Annotated in this window: 12 protein-coding genes; 8 read left to right on the plus strand and 4 right to left on the minus strand. The window is 69.2% G+C overall.

Annotation, left to right across the window (positions count from 1 at the left end; translation table 11 throughout):
- The first annotated feature begins 208 nt into the window (after positions 1 to 208).
- A complete protein-coding gene (locus E5082_RS24595; protein WP_135793435.1) occupies positions 209 to 1,336 on the plus strand; it encodes an alpha/beta hydrolase in 1,128 nt (375 codons plus the stop codon).
- 270 nt (positions 1,337 to 1,606) lie between these two features.
- Here the strand turns inward: E5082_RS24595 and E5082_RS24600 are convergent, their stop codons facing one another.
- On the minus strand, positions 1,607 to 2,908 hold the full coding sequence (locus tag E5082_RS24600) for a cytochrome P450 family protein (protein ID WP_135793436.1): 1,302 nt from the start codon (positions 2,906 to 2,908) through the stop codon (positions 1,607 to 1,609).
- Between the two features lie 263 nt (positions 2,909 to 3,171).
- On the opposite strand from E5082_RS24600, the gene E5082_RS24605 reads away from it, so the two are divergent.
- From E5082_RS24605 to E5082_RS24615, 3 genes are all read left to right on the plus strand, one after another.
- Positions 3,172 to 4,815 (plus strand): FAD-dependent oxidoreductase, encoded by a 1,644-nt coding sequence (locus tag E5082_RS24605; protein WP_444545211.1) that lies wholly within the window; start codon positions 3,172 to 3,174, stop codon positions 4,813 to 4,815.
- A gap of 47 nt (positions 4,816 to 4,862) precedes the next feature.
- Positions 4,863 to 5,891 carry an amidohydrolase family protein gene (locus E5082_RS24610; protein ID WP_135793437.1) on the plus strand — a complete coding sequence of 343 codons (1,029 nt, stop codon included), beginning with the start codon at positions 4,863 to 4,865 and terminating at the stop codon, positions 5,889 to 5,891.
- Positions 5,892 to 6,160: 269 nt separating this feature from the next.
- The gene (locus tag E5082_RS24615) at positions 6,161 to 6,418 is read left to right on the plus strand and encodes a hypothetical protein (protein ID WP_135793438.1); all 258 of its coding nucleotides are present in this window, start codon (positions 6,161 to 6,163) and stop codon (positions 6,416 to 6,418) included.
- A 171-nt stretch (positions 6,419 to 6,589) separates the two neighbouring features.
- On the opposite strand, the gene E5082_RS24620 is transcribed toward E5082_RS24615, so the two are convergent.
- Complete coding sequence (locus E5082_RS24620) at positions 6,590 to 8,092, minus strand: MFS transporter (RefSeq protein ID WP_135793439.1); 1,503 nt, start codon at positions 8,090 to 8,092, stop codon at positions 6,590 to 6,592.
- A 382-nt stretch (positions 8,093 to 8,474) separates the two neighbouring features.
- Between E5082_RS24620 and E5082_RS24625 the strand changes: the two genes are divergently transcribed.
- Genes E5082_RS24625 through E5082_RS24635 form a run of 3 tightly spaced genes read left to right on the plus strand, consistent with a single transcriptional unit; the run spans position 8,475 to position 12,994 of the window.
- Entirely contained in the window at positions 8,475 to 9,302 is an 828-nt protein-coding gene (locus E5082_RS24625; RefSeq protein ID WP_135793440.1) for an FAD binding domain-containing protein, read from the plus strand.
- Positions 9,299 to 12,016 (plus strand): molybdopterin-dependent oxidoreductase, encoded by a 2,718-nt coding sequence (locus tag E5082_RS24630; RefSeq protein WP_135793441.1) that lies wholly within the window; start codon positions 9,299 to 9,301, stop codon positions 12,014 to 12,016. The genes E5082_RS24625 and E5082_RS24630 overlap by 4 nt, the downstream gene beginning before the upstream one ends.
- 6 nt (positions 12,017 to 12,022) lie before the next feature.
- On the plus strand, positions 12,023 to 12,994 hold the full coding sequence (locus E5082_RS24635; protein ID WP_135793442.1) for an antibiotic biosynthesis monooxygenase: 972 nt from the start codon (positions 12,023 to 12,025) through the stop codon (positions 12,992 to 12,994).
- Positions 12,995 to 13,074: 80 nt separating this feature from the next.
- On the opposite strand, the gene E5082_RS24640 is transcribed toward E5082_RS24635, so the two are convergent.
- Together E5082_RS24640 and E5082_RS24645 are read right to left on the minus strand one after the other, a co-directional pair.
- Positions 13,075 to 13,701, minus strand: coding sequence for a hypothetical protein (locus E5082_RS24640; protein ID WP_229918737.1), 627 nt, complete (start codon positions 13,699 to 13,701; stop codon positions 13,075 to 13,077).
- 104 nt (positions 13,702 to 13,805) lie between these two features.
- Complete coding sequence (locus tag E5082_RS24645) at positions 13,806 to 14,363, minus strand: TetR/AcrR family transcriptional regulator (protein WP_135793443.1); 558 nt, start codon at positions 14,361 to 14,363, stop codon at positions 13,806 to 13,808.
- A gap of 91 nt (positions 14,364 to 14,454) precedes the next feature.
- Here E5082_RS24645 and E5082_RS24650 point away from each other — a divergent pair, with 91 nt between their 5' ends.
- Positions 14,455 to 15,504, plus strand: a complete 1,050-nt coding sequence (locus E5082_RS24650; RefSeq protein ID WP_135793444.1) for a zinc-binding dehydrogenase — start codon at positions 14,455 to 14,457, stop codon at positions 15,502 to 15,504.
- Positions 15,505 to 15,811: the final 307 nt, after the last annotated feature.

Genomic DNA, 15,811 nt, shown 5'->3' on the forward strand with positions numbered 1-15,811 from the left:
AGCCGGCCGGACAGGACGAAGGGGGAGCGGAGTGTGGCGACATCGAGCTCGTCGAGGGGGCCCAGGAGCGCGCTCGCCAAACCATGACTGGCTCGTAGTCACCCCACCAGGTGTGTGCGTTCACTCGCCCGGCGTCATGAAGTGGCTGTCGGGGTGAATGTTCGATGAGTGTGTCCCGGGGGCCGAAGTTCACCCGAAGGAGACACTCATGCAGGCATCTTCCGGGCGACAGCGTCGCAGGATCGTCCTCGGGGTCGCCACCGCACTGGCGACGGGCGTGGCCCTGACCGGCTACTCCGCTCTCCCGCAGGCCAAGGCGAACCTGCCCTTTCAAGCGATAGCGGGGGGTGACCCCGCCGGTGGCAAGGACGTGCCCTGCGGCGACCCAGCCGTCAAGCTCGACCGCATCACCCAGGGTTTCGTGAACGAGCTGGCCGCCCAGAACCCGCCGCCGCTGTCGACGCTCAGCACCAAGGCCGCGCGTGACGTCCTGAACAAGCTCCAGGCCGGCCCGGTGGAGAAGCTCCCGGCGGACGTCACACAGAAGACGATCAAGGGCGGCCCGACCGGCGAGGTCTCGCTGACCATCCTGCGCCCCAAGGGCGCCACGGGAACCCTGCCGGGCCTCGTCTACATCCACGGCGGCGGCTGGGTGCTGGGCAACGAGATGACCCACGACCGCCTGGTGCGCCAGCTCGCCGACGGGGCCAACGCGGCGGTCGTCTTCGTCAACTACACGCCGTCTCCCGAGGCGCGCTACCCCGTCGCCATCGAGCAGGCGTACGTGGCCTCGAAGTGGGTGGCCGAGCACGGCCAGGAGATCGGCATCGACCGTACGCGGCTGGCCGTGGCCGGTGACTCGGTCGGAGGTGACATGACCGCCGCCGTGACCATGATGGCCAAGGAGCGCGGCGGCGTGAAGTTCCGCGAGCAGGTGCTCCTGTATCCGGTCACGGACGCCAACTTCAACACCGCCTCATACCAGCGCTTCGCGGAGAACTGCTGGCTCACCAAGGCCAACATGAAGTACTTCTGGGACCAGTACGCCCCCAGCGCGGCCGACCGTGAGCAGCCCCTCGCCTCGCCCAACAGGGCGACCACTCAGCAGCTCCGCGGGCTTCCCCCGGCCCTGGTCGTCACCGACTCCGACGTCCTGCGGGACGGTGCGCTGGCCTACGCAGCCAAGCTGCGCGCCGCCGGGGTCCCGGTCGAGCACCTCGACTACCCGGAAACGGTGCACGACTTCATGATGCTCAACGCCCTCCGGGACACCCCCTCGGCGAAGGACGCGGTGGCCAGGACCAGCGCCGCCCTCCGCAAGGCCCTGCACGGCTGACGGTTCACCGGCACACCTGTCGCCCGCGGTGAGGACCCCCGTGGGCGACACCGGCCTGCAGCACCGAGGGTGGCGATGCGGTTCGTCGTCGGCCTGGACGTGAACGCCGCGTCCCTCGCGGCCGCGTCCCGGACGCCGGTCGACGCGAGCCGCGACATCGCCGGCCCTGCCCGATGCGGACGGACGGCGTTCGAACGCGCCGCGACCCCGGCTTCGCGCCGGTCGTACCAGCGGCGCGCTTCGCCGGGGTCGCGGGCTACGCCCGTGATGTCACGCGATGTCGACCATCTCGGCCACGCCGTCCAGCATCTGGGAGGGGTCCAGGACGACGGGCAGCTCGGTCAGGCCCCGGAACGCGGGGAAGGGGACGGTGAGCCACTGGGCCTTGTCCGCCGGCAGGGCCAGGGAGAGTTCCGGGAAGCGACGGAAGAGCGAGGCCAGGGCGATCTGCATCTCCATCCTCGCCAGCGGTGCGCCGAGGCAGTAGTGCGGCCCCGTACCGAAGCCCAGGTGGTTGCTCTGCACACCCGGCCGGGCGATGTCGAAGGTGTCGGGGCTCTCGAAGGCAGCGGCGTCCCGGTTGGCCGAGGTGACCGCGATCTGCACCAGCGAACCCTTGGGAATGAGCGTCCCCGCGATGGTGATGTCCTCGAGGGCGTGGCGGAAGGTCGCGTTCTCGACCGAGCCCTCGAAGCGGATGATCTCCTCGATCGCGTTCGGGAGGAGGTCAGGTGAGTCGATCACCTGCCTGAGCTGCTCGGGATGGGTGAGCAGGGTGTAGACGGCGTTGCCGATGAGGTACGCGGTCGTCTTGTGGCCCGCGAACAGCAGCACCCACAGCGTGGACAGCAACTCACCGTCCGTCAGCGACTCCTGTTCGTCCCGCGTCTGGATGAGGACGCTGAGCAGGTCGTCCTCAGGGGCCTTGCGCTTACGGGCGATCAGGACCTCGAAGTACTCCCGCAGAGTGTTCTCCGCCTCGGCCAGCCGGTCCTTGTCCTTCTTGCTGAAACCGGTCCGCGCGACGACGCTGCACCACTGCTGGACCTCCTGCCTCTCCTCCTCGGGGACGCCGATCAGTTCGCAGATCACCTGGAGGGGCAGCGGGAAGGCGAAGGCCGACAGGAGATCGACGGGCTGCGGGGTGGAGCACTTGTCGAGCAGCGCGTCGGTGATCTCCTGGATCCGCGGGCGCAGGGCCTCGATACGGCGGGGGACGAAGGCCTTGCTGACGATCCGGCGCAGCCGCGTGTGCTTCGGCGGGTCGGCGAACAGCATGTTGTCGTCCAGGGCGATGGAGGAGTCGCCGAAGATGGACCGGTAGGCGTCGATGGCCGCGTACATGTCCTTGCTGATCCTCGGGTCGGCCAGGGCGGCCTTCGCGTCCTCGAACCGGGTGATCAGGTACGAGTCCACACCGTGCGGCGGGGTGATGCGGCAGACCGGCGCGTTCTCCCGCAGGTGCTGGTAAAGGGGGTGCGGGTTGGCCCGGTATTCCGGGCAACCACGGGATGCCGCGTCCACGGCCCGAGCTGTCTCTTCCGCGGTCTCCTGCTCCTGCATCTGAGTCATCGACGGCCCTTCTTCTCTTCCCACGGTGGCACGGGTCGGCTGCAACGCTGGAATGCATTGACGCCACTCGGAACCGGAAAACGCGATTCACCCTGACGCGGACCTGTGTCGTCGGCACGGCAGGGAAGCGGAAAAAGCACTGCGCCGTCCGGGGGAAGGCTCGATTGCCGACCCCAGGGGCCTGTGACAGGTTCGGACCCAGGGTCGCCACGCATACGAATCGCTGCCCGAACTACCGCTGCGTCGATGAAGGAGGACGGGCCGTGGACACGCGCGAAAATGAAATGGTGCCGGTACTGATCGTGGGCGGTTCGCTCGTCGGACTGTCCGCGTCGGTGTTTCTTGGAAGACTGGGCGTCAGCCACATGGTCGCCGAACGCCGGGCCGCCACTTCCGAGCACCCCCGGGGCCGGGGGAACAACATGCGGACGATGGAGTTGTTCCGCACCGCCGGCCTGGAACCGGACATCAGAAAGGCCGCGGCCAACCTGTCCGGCAATCACGGCATCATGCAGACGGACAAACTGTCGGGCGGTCAGAGCCGATGGCTCTCGGCCCGGCTCACCGGCGGGAAGCCCCCCGAGAAGGACGTGTGCTCCACCCTGCGGTGCGCGTGCAGCCAGAACGACCTGGAGCCGGTCCTGCTGGACCACGCCCGTCGACTGGGCGGGGACGTGCGCTTCGGTACGGAGCTGGTCTCCTTCACCGAGGACCGGGACGGCGTGACGTGCGAACTGCGCGAACGGGAGAGCGGCCGGACGTACACGATGCGCACGGCCTACCTCCTGGCGGCCGACGGCCCGCGCAGCCCCGTGCGCGAGCGGCTGGGCATTGGGCAGAGCGGAGGGGGCGATCTGTTCCACAACGTCAGCGTCACCTTCCGCAGCAAGCTCCTGAGCGGGGTGGTGGGCGATCAGCGCTTCCTCGTCTGCTACCTGAACGGGACCGAGGGCGACGGGGTCCTGCTGCCCGTCGACAACGAGGAGAAGTGGGTCTTCCACATCCCGTGGTTCCCCGAGCGCGGCCAGACGCTCGAGCACTTCACCGACACGCGCATCGCCGACCACATCAGGGCCGCCGCCGGCGTACGGGACCTGGACGTCGAGGTCACCGGGCGTGCCCCGTGGCACGCGGCGGACCGGGTCGCCGACCGCTACCGGCAGGGCCGCGTCTTCCTCGTCGGTGACTCGGCCCATGAGATGCCCCCCACCGGTGCGTTCGGATCCAACACGGGCATCCAGGACGCCCACAACCTGGCCTGGAAGCTCACCGCGGTACTGCACGGCTGGGGGGGAGAGGGCCTGCTGGACACCTACGAGAACGAACGGCGCCCGGTCGCCCTGGCCACGATCGCCCGGGCCATCGAGCAGGCGGCACGCGAGGAGCACCCCGGTTACGCCGCCGCGCAGGGCGCGAACCAGAGCACGGACCTGATGACCGTGGCCCTCGGCTACCGCTACCTCTCCACGGCCGTGTCCGGCGCGGACACCGAAGCGCCGACCATCCCGGAAACGCTCCGCCTCCAGGCCGACCCCGGCACCCGCGCCCCGCACATGACCGTCGTGCACAACGGGGACACCAAGTCGACCATCGACCTGTACGAGCGGTCCTTCGTCCTGCTCTGCGGACTTGCGGACGGGCCCTGGCCGTCGGCCGCCCACGCCGCGGCGGCCAAGCTCGGCGTCCCCCTGGTGCCCTACCGGGCCGGCGCCGGCCCGGACTTCGACCTCGACACCTCGCCCGCCCTCGACGCCGGTGCCGAGGACTGGGCCGCCACGCACGGCGTCACCCCGCAGGGCGCTGTGCTCGTGCGCCCCGACGGAATGGTCGCCTGGCGCGCCGGCGGCCTTCCCGCGAACCCTGAGGACGAGTTGACGCACGTTCTGCAAGGCCTCCTCAGCCGCTGATCCCGTCTCACACGCCCTCGAACCGTTCCACCACCAGGAGCCCATCCATGTCTCAAGCCGCCGAGACCACCGACCTGCACGCTCCGGGCGACATAGGCCTGGGCACCGCACTGGGCGCCGACGACGCCCGGCACGAACGAATAGACGTCCACCACCACTACACCGCCCCCGAATGGGTGCGGTGGGCCGAGGCGAACGGGATCGCGGACCGTGACAAACTGCCGCCGTGGACCCGGTGGGACGAGGCCACCGCCCTGGACCTGATGGATCGGACCGGCACGCGCACCAGCATCCTCACCGTCGCCATGCTGGGACGCTTCCAGGACGCCGCGACACGCAAGGAGAGCACGCGGGTCGCCCTCGACGCCGCCGGCGACCTGACCGTCCGGCACCCCGGCCGCTTCGCCTTCTTCGCACCCGTCTTCCTCGACGACGCCGAACTCTCCCGCTGGTCCGTCACCCACGGGATGGACCAGCTCGGCGCGGTGGGCGTCAGTGCGCGCACCAGCACGGGCAGCACGTATCTGGGCGACCCCGAACTCGACCCGATCATGGCGGAGCTCGACGAACGCGCCGCTGTGATCAGCACGCACCCCATGCAGGTGAACATCTCCGGCGCCCCCGAGGGTGTACCGCCGTTCGTGTGCGACTTCCTCATGGACACGACCCGCGCCGCACTGAGCCTGATCATGAACGGCACGCTGGACCGTTTCCCGCGGCTCACGTTCATCCTCCCGCACGGCGGCGGGTACCTCCCCTACATCGCGAGCCGGATCGAGGTCTTCGGGCGCCAGCTCGTCCCCGCCGTCGACCCCGGCCGCGTCCGCGACTACCTGCACCGCTTCTACTACGACACGGCCGCACCCATGTCCCCGTCGGCCACCCCCACTCTCCTGGCCGCCGCGGGTTCCTCCCGCATCCTCTACGGCAGCGACTGGCCGCCGACCCCCACCCGCGTGGTCGCCGAGGTGACAACTCCCGCTCTGGACAGGGATCCCGCCCTCGGCGACCAGGAGCGCGGTCACATCAACCGCGGGAACGCCCTGCGTCTCCTGCCCGCCCTCGCGCCGGCCTGAGCCCGCCTGGCGGCGGTCCTCGTACCTCTTGCGCGAGTGCCGCGGAGGGACGCTGCCCGGCCCGCTCGGCGCTCGGACGGACATCGGCCGTGCGGCTCCTCCCACCGAGCCGCACGGCCGACGCGCGGGTTCGCCGCGGACGCCGCCCGCGTGCCTCCGGGTTCTCATCATCAGTTGTGTGCCGGTGATGTCGGAGTAGCAGCGGTGGCAGCCCGATCCGGCCGTACCTAGGCTCGCTAGCGGAAACGACAACGCGGGAAGGAACCAGAATGCCTCAGCTGGACGAAGAAGAGATCCGCGTCAGCGCGATCGATACGGCGGATCAACCCCGAACGCTCGCAGGCGCACTGCGTTCCGCCGTGAAGGACACCATGCTGCTGCCGGTGTTCCTGGTCCTCACCGCCATGATGGTGGCACTGTGGCTCATGGGTATGCCCTTCATGCAGGCCTTGACCATTTCGACCGCGTTGAAGATTTCGATGGTTCTGTTCGAAACGCACCGGCGGCCTTGCACGTCGAAGAGTTGACGCGCGGCGCCCCTCTCGGCTCCGGGAGCCGGAGGGTGCCTGCACGGGACTGACGACTCGGGGGGCAGGTTCCTTCTTCGACGGGCGCTTCTTCGACGGGCAATTCTCCTGGGCCGGGGCGCCTCTCCCCGGGGCGGCTGGGCGGCGCACTTCTGCGGTCCCCGCCCGGCCTCAGGCTCCGCGACCCGCCTTCTCGCCGGCCCCGCTCTCCCCGAGGCCCCGCGGCACGGCCGCCGCGAGGCCGTCGCGCCCCGGATGCGCCCGGCGCTGGCGCAGGTCGGCCACCGCCAGGACCAGGGCGACGAGGATGATCGCCGTGGCGGTGAGCAACCCCAGCTGAAGGGCTGTCGTGGAGCGGCCGTGGTTGGCGACGTGCGCGAAATAGACGGAACCGACCACGGCGATACCGGCGGCCGATCCGATGCGCTGCCCGGTCTGCAGCACCCCGCCCGCCGCACCGGCACGTCGTACCGGCACGAGCGTGAGCGTGAGGGTCGTGTTGGGCGAGACCGTGAGTCCGGACCCGATTCCCCCGACGACCAGCGGCAGCGCCATGGCCCAGCCCACGCCGTCGCCGGGCACGAGCTGAACGGCGACGACGACCCCGAGCAATCCGAGAGCGACCCCGCTCAGGCCGATGACGACCAGGCCGCGGCCGTAGCGCATCACCAGCCGTCCCCCGATGGCCGCGCCGACCGCCGAGGCGGCCGCGAAGGGCAGGATCGTCACACCCGCGGCGAGCGCGCTGTATCCCGCGGTGTTCTGCAGGAACAGTGACAGGACGAAGAAGATGGTGGTCAGCCCGGCGAAGAACATGAGGCTGATCAGAGCGCCGAGCGTGAAGGAGCGCAGGGAGAACAGCCCGAGGTCGACCAGCGGTGCCTTTCCGAGGCGTCCCCGGGCCCTCTCCCACACCCAGAAGGCCCCGAGCAGCGTTGCGGCCACCGGAATCAGCAGCCACTTCGCCCGGCCCTGCCACTGCTGCTCCTGCACCAGGGGCAGCAGCAGCGCGAGTACCCCCGCGCCGAGCAGCAGTACGCCGAACGGGTCGAACTTCTCCCGTCGGACGTCCGGCACCGGGAGACGGGGCAGCAGCCGGTTCCCCGCGACCAGGGCCGCCACCCCGATCGGCACGTTGACGAAGAACACCCACCGCCATCCGTCGGCCGTGCCGAACGCGTGGATCAGCAGTCCGCCCGCCAGCGGGCCCACCGCGGTGGACACGGCGACGACGCTGCCGTGGAAGCCGAACGCCCGGGCTCGCTCGGCACCCTGGAACATCTGCTGGATCAGCCCCGAGGTCTGCGGTGCGACCACACCGGCGGCCGCACCCTGGATCAGCCGGCACACCACCAGCCAGGTGGGGCCGGCGGCGAGGCCGCACGCCACCGACGCGGCCGTGAACACGGCGAGTCCGAACAACAACGCCTGGCGACGGCCCCGCAGGTCACCCAGTCGTCCGGCCGGTGCCAGCGCGAGCCCGAAAGCGAGGGCGTACCCGGACACCACCCAGGACTGGGTGGCTTCGGAGGCACCGAGCCCGCGCTCCATGGAAGGCAGCGCCACGTTCACGATCGAGACGTCGAGCAGCGAGATGAATCCCGCGGTCAGACAGACCCCGAGCGCTTTCCACCGCCGGTCGTCGAGAGCGGGCCGGGTCATTTCTGTGGTCATGTGATCACGCTATGCAGCCACGGCCGGTCGCACCAGCCGGGAAAGGGAGCCGGGACGCGGGCTGGCCGAGCCCGGCACGGCTTCGTGGGGGGCGCCGGCGGTCGCGCCCTCGATGGCGGCCCCCTCCCTGCAGGGTCAGTGCGGCGCAAGAGCCTCGGTGTGACTTTCCGGAGCGTGTCGGTCACTCTCAGCTGTCCTTGGCCGGGCGTCATCCGCATGCTGCGATAAACTGAGGCTGAACTGTGGGCGCCCGCCGTCCCCTCGCGGCTCGGCCGCCCGACGGTGCGGCACGGTGGTACCTGCTCGGTCAGCGGGAAATCCATGCCAACAGCCCCAGGGGACGGTTGCCTTCCCGTAGGCCCGTTCTCCCGTAGGTCGGTTCATGGACCTCAACACCATCACCGAAGTAATCCGGCAGCCGTCCGAGCAGCCAGGCATGGACTGGCATGAGGGCGACGCCTGGCTCGCAGGCGGAACATGGCTCTATTCCACCGAACAGCCGGACCTGCGACGGCTGATCGACCTCACGGCGTTGCGCTGGGAGCCTCTTGTTCCGACGGACGAGGGTCTGGAGATCAGCGCCACCTGCACCATCCGCGACCTCTACACCTTTCCGTGGCCGGAGACCTGGACCGCCGGAATTCTCTTCCGGAAGAGCTGCGAGGCATTCCTGTCCTCGTTCAAGGTCTGGAACGCGGCGACCGTCGGCGGAAACATCTGCATGTCCTTGCCCGCCGGCCCGATGATCACGTTGACGGTCGCGCTCGAGGCGCGGTACGAGCTCTGGGCGCCCGACGGCTCCGTACGCTTCGTCGACGCCCTCGATTTCGTCACGGGCGACCACCGCAACATTCTCGCCCCCGGGGAGATCCTCCGGCGCATCACCATTCCGGAGTACGCGCTGCGCAAACGCACCGCGCACCGTCGCTTCACGCTCACCCGGCTCGGCCGCTCGACGGTGTTCCTCGTCGGCACGCAACGTCCGGGAGCGAACGACCTGCTGCTCACCGTCACCGCCGGCACCACACGGCCGCTCCGCACCGCCTTCGTGTCACTGCCCGATGCCCGAACCCTGCGGCAGCGCATCGACGCCGTGCCCGCCGACGTCTGGTTCGCCGATCCCAACGGGACCCCCGACCACCGTCTGCACCTGTCACGGCACTTCGCCGAAGAGATCCGCCGCGAACTCATGGCTGGGGACCTGCCATGACCTACATCGTGAACGGCCGGAGATTCGACCGGGAACCGGCCCCGGGCCAGTGTCTGCGCACGTTCCTGCGTGCACTCGGCCACTTCGGCGTCAAGAAGGGGTGTGACGCGGGCGACTGCGGCGCCTGCACGGTGTGGCTGGACGGCGTACCGGTACACAGCTGCATCACCCCCGCCTTCCGTGCGAACGGCCGTGAGGTGACCACGATCGAGGGCCTCGGGCGACCAGGCGCCCCGCATCCCATGCAGCGGCAGTTCGAGGACGCCCCGGGGTTCCAGTGCGGTTTCTGCACCGCAGGGATGATCATGACGTCGGCGACCTTCACCGAGGATCAGAAGGCGGATCTGCCACGGGCGTTGAAGGGGAACCTCTGCCGCTGTACCGGCTACCGGGCGATCGAGGACGCCGTGAAGGGCGTCAGTGCGGTGGAGACGGCAGCACCGGGCAAGGCTGTCGGGAGGAGCGTCGGCGCGCCCGCGGGCCATGACGTGGTGACCGGTCACGCCAAGTTCACCATGGACACGCGGATCGACGGCATGCTGCACCTCAAGGTGCTGCACTCGCCCCACGCCCACGCCCGGATCCTCTCGATCGACAAGAGCGCCGCCCTCGCGGTGCCCGGCGTGCATCGGGTCTACACCTGGGAAGACGTACCCCGCAGACGCTTCACCACGGCGATCCACACCGACCACCTGGTCGACCCGGACGACACCTACATCCTCGACGACACGGTCCGCTTCGCCGGTCAGCGCGTCGCCGCGGTCCTGGCCGACACGATCGGGGCGGCGGAGGAGGGCTGCCGGCGTCTCGCGGTCGAGTACGAGGAACTGCCGGCGGTGTTCGACCCGGAGGCGGCGATGGCCGACGGCGCACCCCAGCTGCACGGCTCGCACGATCCGTTCGTCCGCGACCCCGGCCACAACATCCTGGTCGAACTCCACTCGCACATCGGTGACGTCGACGCGGGGTTCGCCGCGGCGGACGTGATCCACGAAGGCACGTACTCCTCCCCGCGGGTGCAGCACGCACATCTGGAGACCCACGGTTCGATCGCCTGGATGGAGGACGGTCGACTGAACGTCCGCACCAGTTCCCAGTCACCGTCGATCGCGAAAGTCAAGCTGGAGTACCTGTTCGCGCTGCGCCCGGACCAGGTGAGGGTGTTCTGCAAGCGCGTCGGCGGCGGATTCGGCGGCAAGCAGGAGGTGATCGCGGAGGACCTGGTCGCGCTGGCCACCCTGGACACCGGACGGCCCACCTGTTTCGAGTACACCCGTGAGGAGGAGTTCACCACGGCCTCGCCGCGGCATCCGATGAGCCTGACGGTCAAGCTCGGCGCGAAGGCCGACGGAACGCTCACCGCCTTCCAGGTACGCAACGTGTCGAACACCGGTGCCTACGGGAACCACGGCGGCGAAACGCTGTACGCGGGCGGAGCCGCCGTCATGATCTACCGCTGCCCCAACAAGAAGTACGACGCGTACTCCGTCTACACGAACACCGTGCCGAGCGGGGCGCTGCGCGGTTACGGCATGACGCAGCCGGCCTTCGCCGTGGAGTCGGCGATGGACGAACTGGCCCGCGCCCTGCACATCGACCCGCTCGAACTGCGCCGGCGCAACATCGTGCGGCCGGGTGAGCCCCTGCTCGCGATGCACGAGGGCCCCGACGACGTGATCTTCACGGAGGACGGCCTCGGCCGGTGCATCGACCTGGTGGGCGACGCCCTGGCTCGTACGGCCGACCAGCCGCCCCCCGGCCCCGAGTGGCTCGTCGGAGCCGGCGTGGCCAGTTCCCTGCACGAGACCGCGCCCCCGACGGACCACCTCTCCGAGGCATGGGTCACGCTGGGCGACGATCTCATCTACGAACTGGCCGTCGGAACCCCCGAGTTCGGGGAGGGAACCTCCACGGCCCATGTCCAGATCGCAGCCAACCAGCTGGGTACGACACCGTCACGGATCCGTCTGGTGCAGTCCGACACCGACCGCACGGGATTCGACACCGGTGCCTTCGCCAGCGCGGGCCTCTTCGTGGCGGGCAACGCGGTCCTGCGAGCGGCCAATGCCGTGCGCGACCGCATTCTGCAATTCGCCGCCGCGTACACGGACATCCATGTCGTGATGTGCACGATGGACGACGACGGTGTCGTCTGCGGGGACCGGCGGGTGTCGCTGGCCGGACTTGTCGCGCTGGCCCGGAGGCGTGGAATCCGCTTCACCGCCGCCCGCAAGGCATACGGCTCACCCCGCAGTGTCACCTCCAACACGCAGGGGTTCCGGGTCGCGGTGCACCGTGTGACGGGTGAGATACGGATCCTGTTCAGCGTGCAGGCGGCCGACGCCGGGGTGATCATCAACCCGGCGCAGGTCCGGGGACAGGTGGAGGGCGGTGTCGCCCAGGGAATCGGCTTCGCGCTGACCGAGAACCATCAGGTCGACGGCAACGGCGTCATGGTCAACCCGAACCTCCGGAACTACCGCATCCCCACCTATGCGGACTGCCCCCGTACCGAGGTCCTCCTGGTGGGCTCGGCGGATTCGGCCGGGCCCCTGCGGGCGAAGGGGATGGCGGAGTGCTGCATCAATCCGGTGGCTCCCGCGCTCGCGAACGCGGTACATGACGCCACGGGTGTCCGCTACCGTGCGCTGCCGCTGACTCCGGAACGCATTTACGGCCGACTCTCCGCGGAGCAGTCGGTGGCGACGGGTTGAACCACCATGAACACCGACAAGAACGTAGCCGCTGTGGCGACGGCGATCATCGGCCAGAAGGTCCTGCCCGGCATGGAGCGGGAGTTCGAGTCATGGCAGGAGGATCTCAACGCCGCGGCCGCCTACTACCCCGGTTTCCTCGGCGCCGAGGTCTCCCCGCCGACGGCGCTGCAGTCCGACTGGGTCGTCGTGTACCGGTTCGACTCGGTGTCACATCTGCAGGCGTGGATCAACAGCGCGACCAGGCAGACGTATCTCGACGTGGGCGCCAAGTACTTCGACGGTCCAGCGACCCAGCAGGTGGTCAGCAGCGGCACCCAGTCACTGGATCCGCTGGTCACCGTGGTGGTCACTCACCGCGTCTCGCCGAACCAGGTCGACGACTTCCTCGCCTGGCAGCACGACATGGTCCAGGAGGAGAGCAAGTTCGAGGGGTTTCGCGGGACCGAGCTCTTCCGCCCCATCGAGGGGCTTCAGGAGGAATGGACCACGCTGTACCGCTACGACAGCGCGGAACACCTCGACGCGTGGCTGACGTCGCCCCAACGGCAGAGGATCCTGGCCGAGGGCGAGAAGTTCAGCGACTTCCACCTGCATACGATCGACAACTCGTTCGGCAGTTGGTTCGCCTTCGAGGGCAACGGCAAGGAGGCACCGCCGCCACCCTCCGAGACCAGGACCTCCCTCGCGGTCTGGGTCGGCCTGTACCCGACTGTCGTGCTGCTGACGCTTGCTCTGTCCCCGCTGCACATGCCGCTCTGGATCGGCCTGCTCGTGGGCAACCTGCTGTCGAGTTTCCTCATGAGCTTCCTGACCATGCCCTACTACGTGAACCCGTTGCTCGGGCGATGGCTGCGGCCGGCACGGGACGAACCGGCCAGGGCCAAGCTCCGTGGTCTCGGTATCGTCGCGGTGGCGATGGCCTTCTGGGTCGTCGTCTTCTACCTCGTCACGGTCCGGTTCTGGACGCTGCCCTGACCGGCGCCATCGGTAGCCTGCCGTCCGGAAAAGCCCCGCGGCTTCTTCACGAGGCGGTGCCGGTCGCCCCCGTGGGGCGGTCAGAGTGTGGCGGAAGGCGTGTCACCGTTCTGGGCTTGGCGGGCCCGTTCGGCGAGCACCGTGGCCAGGTCCCGGGCACTGTCCTCGGTGACGGCGTCTTTTTTGTCCTTGTTCGTTGAATCCGTCATCGTCCACAGCAGTGTCGTGCCGACCCGGGCCTGGGTGATGGTGCCGGGCTCGCCGTGGAAGCCGAAGGCGCCGATCCGGGCGTCGCGTTTCTCACCGACCGGGCCGAGGCTGAAGGTCCTGGCCCGCTGTCCCGTCCTCTTGCCGTAGTAGTTCCAGAGCACGTCGTACGCCTCGCCGGCGGCCCGTTCGCTGTCGTAGGCGACGATCAGGAAGGTGGCCACGGCGGTGCTGTCGTCGCGTCGGAAGGCCGAGGTGCCGTAGAAGCGGGAGTTCTCGCAGCCCGCGTTGTCTTTGATGGGGCAGGCCGCTGAACGGTAGAGCTTGTCCATCTTTACGGCCGAGGGTCGGGTGGAAGCCTTCCAGCCCGTCATGGCCCCGCCATCCGGCAACGTCTTTTGTACTTGTTCCTTTGTGAGGGCCACCGCCTTGCCGTTCCCGGTGTCGATCTGCGTGCCACCGCCACAGCCGGCCAGCAGCAGCGCCGCAGCGATCGCCAAGAACCATCGGTCGTTCCTCATGAACACGCCCACCACCCCTCGAGTGGTGATCCTACGCGGACCGTTGACCGGACAGCAGGCGCTCGACTTCGGCTGACGCCGTCTTACCGGCGGGGGTGTTCACTGGCTCGCACCAGGGCTCGTGCCAGGTCGGCGGTTTCCGAGAGAGTGTCGATCGGGAGCGGCTGGGTGGCGAGAGCGCCTTCGTGCAGCACGAAGAGTTGGGTGGCGAGGGTGGCGGGGTCCGAGCAGTCGGCTGCGACGGCGAGCTCCTTGAACAGGTTCAGCAGCCAGAGCTTCTGGTTCGCGGCGATGCGGTGCGCGGGATGTGACGGGTCGGGGAGTTCGGCCAGCGCGTTGATGAACGCACACCCGCGGGTATTGGTCTTGCTCCAGGTCCGCAGCGCGTCGAAGGGTGCGGTGACGGCCTCGACGCGCCGCTCGCACCTGTCGACGGTGGAGCGGACCAGTGACCGCCAGCGCTGGTCACGTTCCGCCAGGTAGGTCGCCACGAGGCGGTCCTTCGAACCGAACTGGTTGTACAGGGTTCGCTTGGTCACGCCTGACTGCTCCGCGATCAGATCCACGCCGACCGCTGTGATGCCGCGGTTGTAGAACAGTTCCTCGGCCGCCGCGACGATGCGGCGGCCGGCCGGTGTCATGGTCCGCGCTTCCTGCACCGGACGCCCTTCACTGATCGGTGTAGCGGAGCCTATGTTCACAGATCAGTATACCTTGGAGGAGGTTCATGTGATGGGCGTGCCCGAGACCATGCGCGCGGTGCGGATCGCAGAGCACGGAGGTCCGGAGGTTCTCGAGGTGACGGAAGTGGCCGTGCCCACTCCGCAGGCCGGAGAGGTACTGGTCCAGGTCAGCGCGGCGGCGCTGAACAACACCGACCTGTGGACCCGGGAGGGCGCCTATGGCCGCCCCGGAGACCCGGAAGCACTGTCGGGCTGGCGAGGCCCCGTCGCCTTCCCGCGCACCCAGGGCGCCGACGTGGCCGGCCGGGTCGTGGCGGTCGGCGGCGACGTGGACCAGTGCCTCGTCGGTCGCCGAGTGGTCGTCGACCCCGCCATCTACGACGCCGAGGGACCGGATGCGAACCCCGTGGGCCTGATGGGGAGCGAACGCGACGGCGGTTACGCCGAGTACGTGACCGCGTCGGCGGAGCGTGTACATGACGTGACAACCTCCCCGCTCTCGGACGAGCAGCTCGCGACGTTGCCGACCGCCTACGGCACGGCGCTGGGCATGATCGAGCGGGGCCGGCTGCAGGAGGGAGAGACCGTCATGGTTTCCGGAGCCTCCGGCGGTGTCGGCATCGCGCTGGTGCAGATCGCCCGTGCGCGCGGCGCGCGGGTGCTCGCCATCAGCAGCGAATCCAAGATCGATGCGGTACGCGAGGCCGGCGCGCACGAAGTCGTCGACCGCGCACGAGACGTTGCCGAGCAGATCCGCGCTGCCGCCCCGGACGGCATCGATGTCGCACTCGACGTCGTCGCCGGGGATCTGCTGAGCGAGGGGCTGCCGCTACTGCGCGAGGGCGGCCGGTGGGTCATCGCCGGCGCACTCGGCGGCTACACCGTGACCTTTGATGCGCGCCGTCTCTACCTGCACAATGCGCAGATCATCGGCTCCGCGATGCACACACCCACGCACTTCGACCTCCTCATGGACCTTGCGCGTCAGGGGGAGATCCAGCCCGTTGTCGCGGCGAGGTTCCCACTGGATCAGGCTGCTCAGGCGCAGGACGAACTCGCCCGCAGGGCGCACGTGGGAAAGATCGTCCTGCACCCGTAGCGCATCCGGAGCCGTACCGTATCGACGGTTCTGGGAGGGGCTGGTCAAGGCCAAGGGCCAAGGGCCTCAGGGGCGGGGAGGAGCCGCCGAAGGCGACGAACGTCATCGACCCGATGAGGGTGCTCGGGGGAAGCCTCTGGCCTGCCCGCTTCGGCCGCGCAGGCAAGAAGCCGGCTGCTGCGCTCGCAGCCGACGTCGCTATAAGAGGTGGCGCGCATGAGTCGTGCTGGGCCGCGCGATATCTCCTGCCGCATCGGGAATGCCCGCCGGGTCGGTGTGGTTGAACAGGGCGTGATGGTGAAGGGGA

Origin of the sequence: Streptomyces griseoluteus, assembly GCF_004784465.1 — a bacterium.
Lineage (GTDB): Bacteria > Actinomycetota > Actinomycetes > Streptomycetales > Streptomycetaceae > Streptomyces > Streptomyces griseoluteus.

Bases quoted from the DNA above. Each gene is read 5' to 3' on its own strand.
- E5082_RS24595 (WP_135793435.1), top strand. From the start codon at position 209: ATGCAGGCATCTTCCGGGCGACAGCGTCGCAGGATCGTCCTCGGGGTC.
- E5082_RS24600 (WP_135793436.1), bottom strand. From the start codon at position 2,908: ATGACTCAGATGCAGGAGCAGGAGACCGCGGAAGAGACAGCTCGGGCC.
- E5082_RS24610 (WP_135793437.1), top strand. From the start codon at position 4,863: ATGTCTCAAGCCGCCGAGACCACCGACCTGCACGCTCCGGGCGACATA.
- E5082_RS24615 (WP_135793438.1), top strand. From the start codon at position 6,161: ATGCCTCAGCTGGACGAAGAAGAGATCCGCGTCAGCGCGATCGATACG.
- E5082_RS24620 (WP_135793439.1), bottom strand. From the start codon at position 8,092: ATGACCACAGAAATGACCCGGCCCGCTCTCGACGACCGGCGGTGGAAA.
- E5082_RS24625 (WP_135793440.1), top strand. From the start codon at position 8,475: ATGGACCTCAACACCATCACCGAAGTAATCCGGCAGCCGTCCGAGCAG.
- E5082_RS24630 (WP_135793441.1), top strand. From the start codon at position 9,299: ATGACCTACATCGTGAACGGCCGGAGATTCGACCGGGAACCGGCCCCG.
- E5082_RS24635 (WP_135793442.1), top strand. From the start codon at position 12,023: ATGAACACCGACAAGAACGTAGCCGCTGTGGCGACGGCGATCATCGGC.
- E5082_RS24645 (WP_135793443.1), bottom strand. From the start codon at position 14,363: ATGACACCGGCCGGCCGCCGCATCGTCGCGGCGGCCGAGGAACTGTTC.
- E5082_RS24650 (WP_135793444.1), top strand. From the start codon at position 14,455: ATGGGCGTGCCCGAGACCATGCGCGCGGTGCGGATCGCAGAGCACGGA.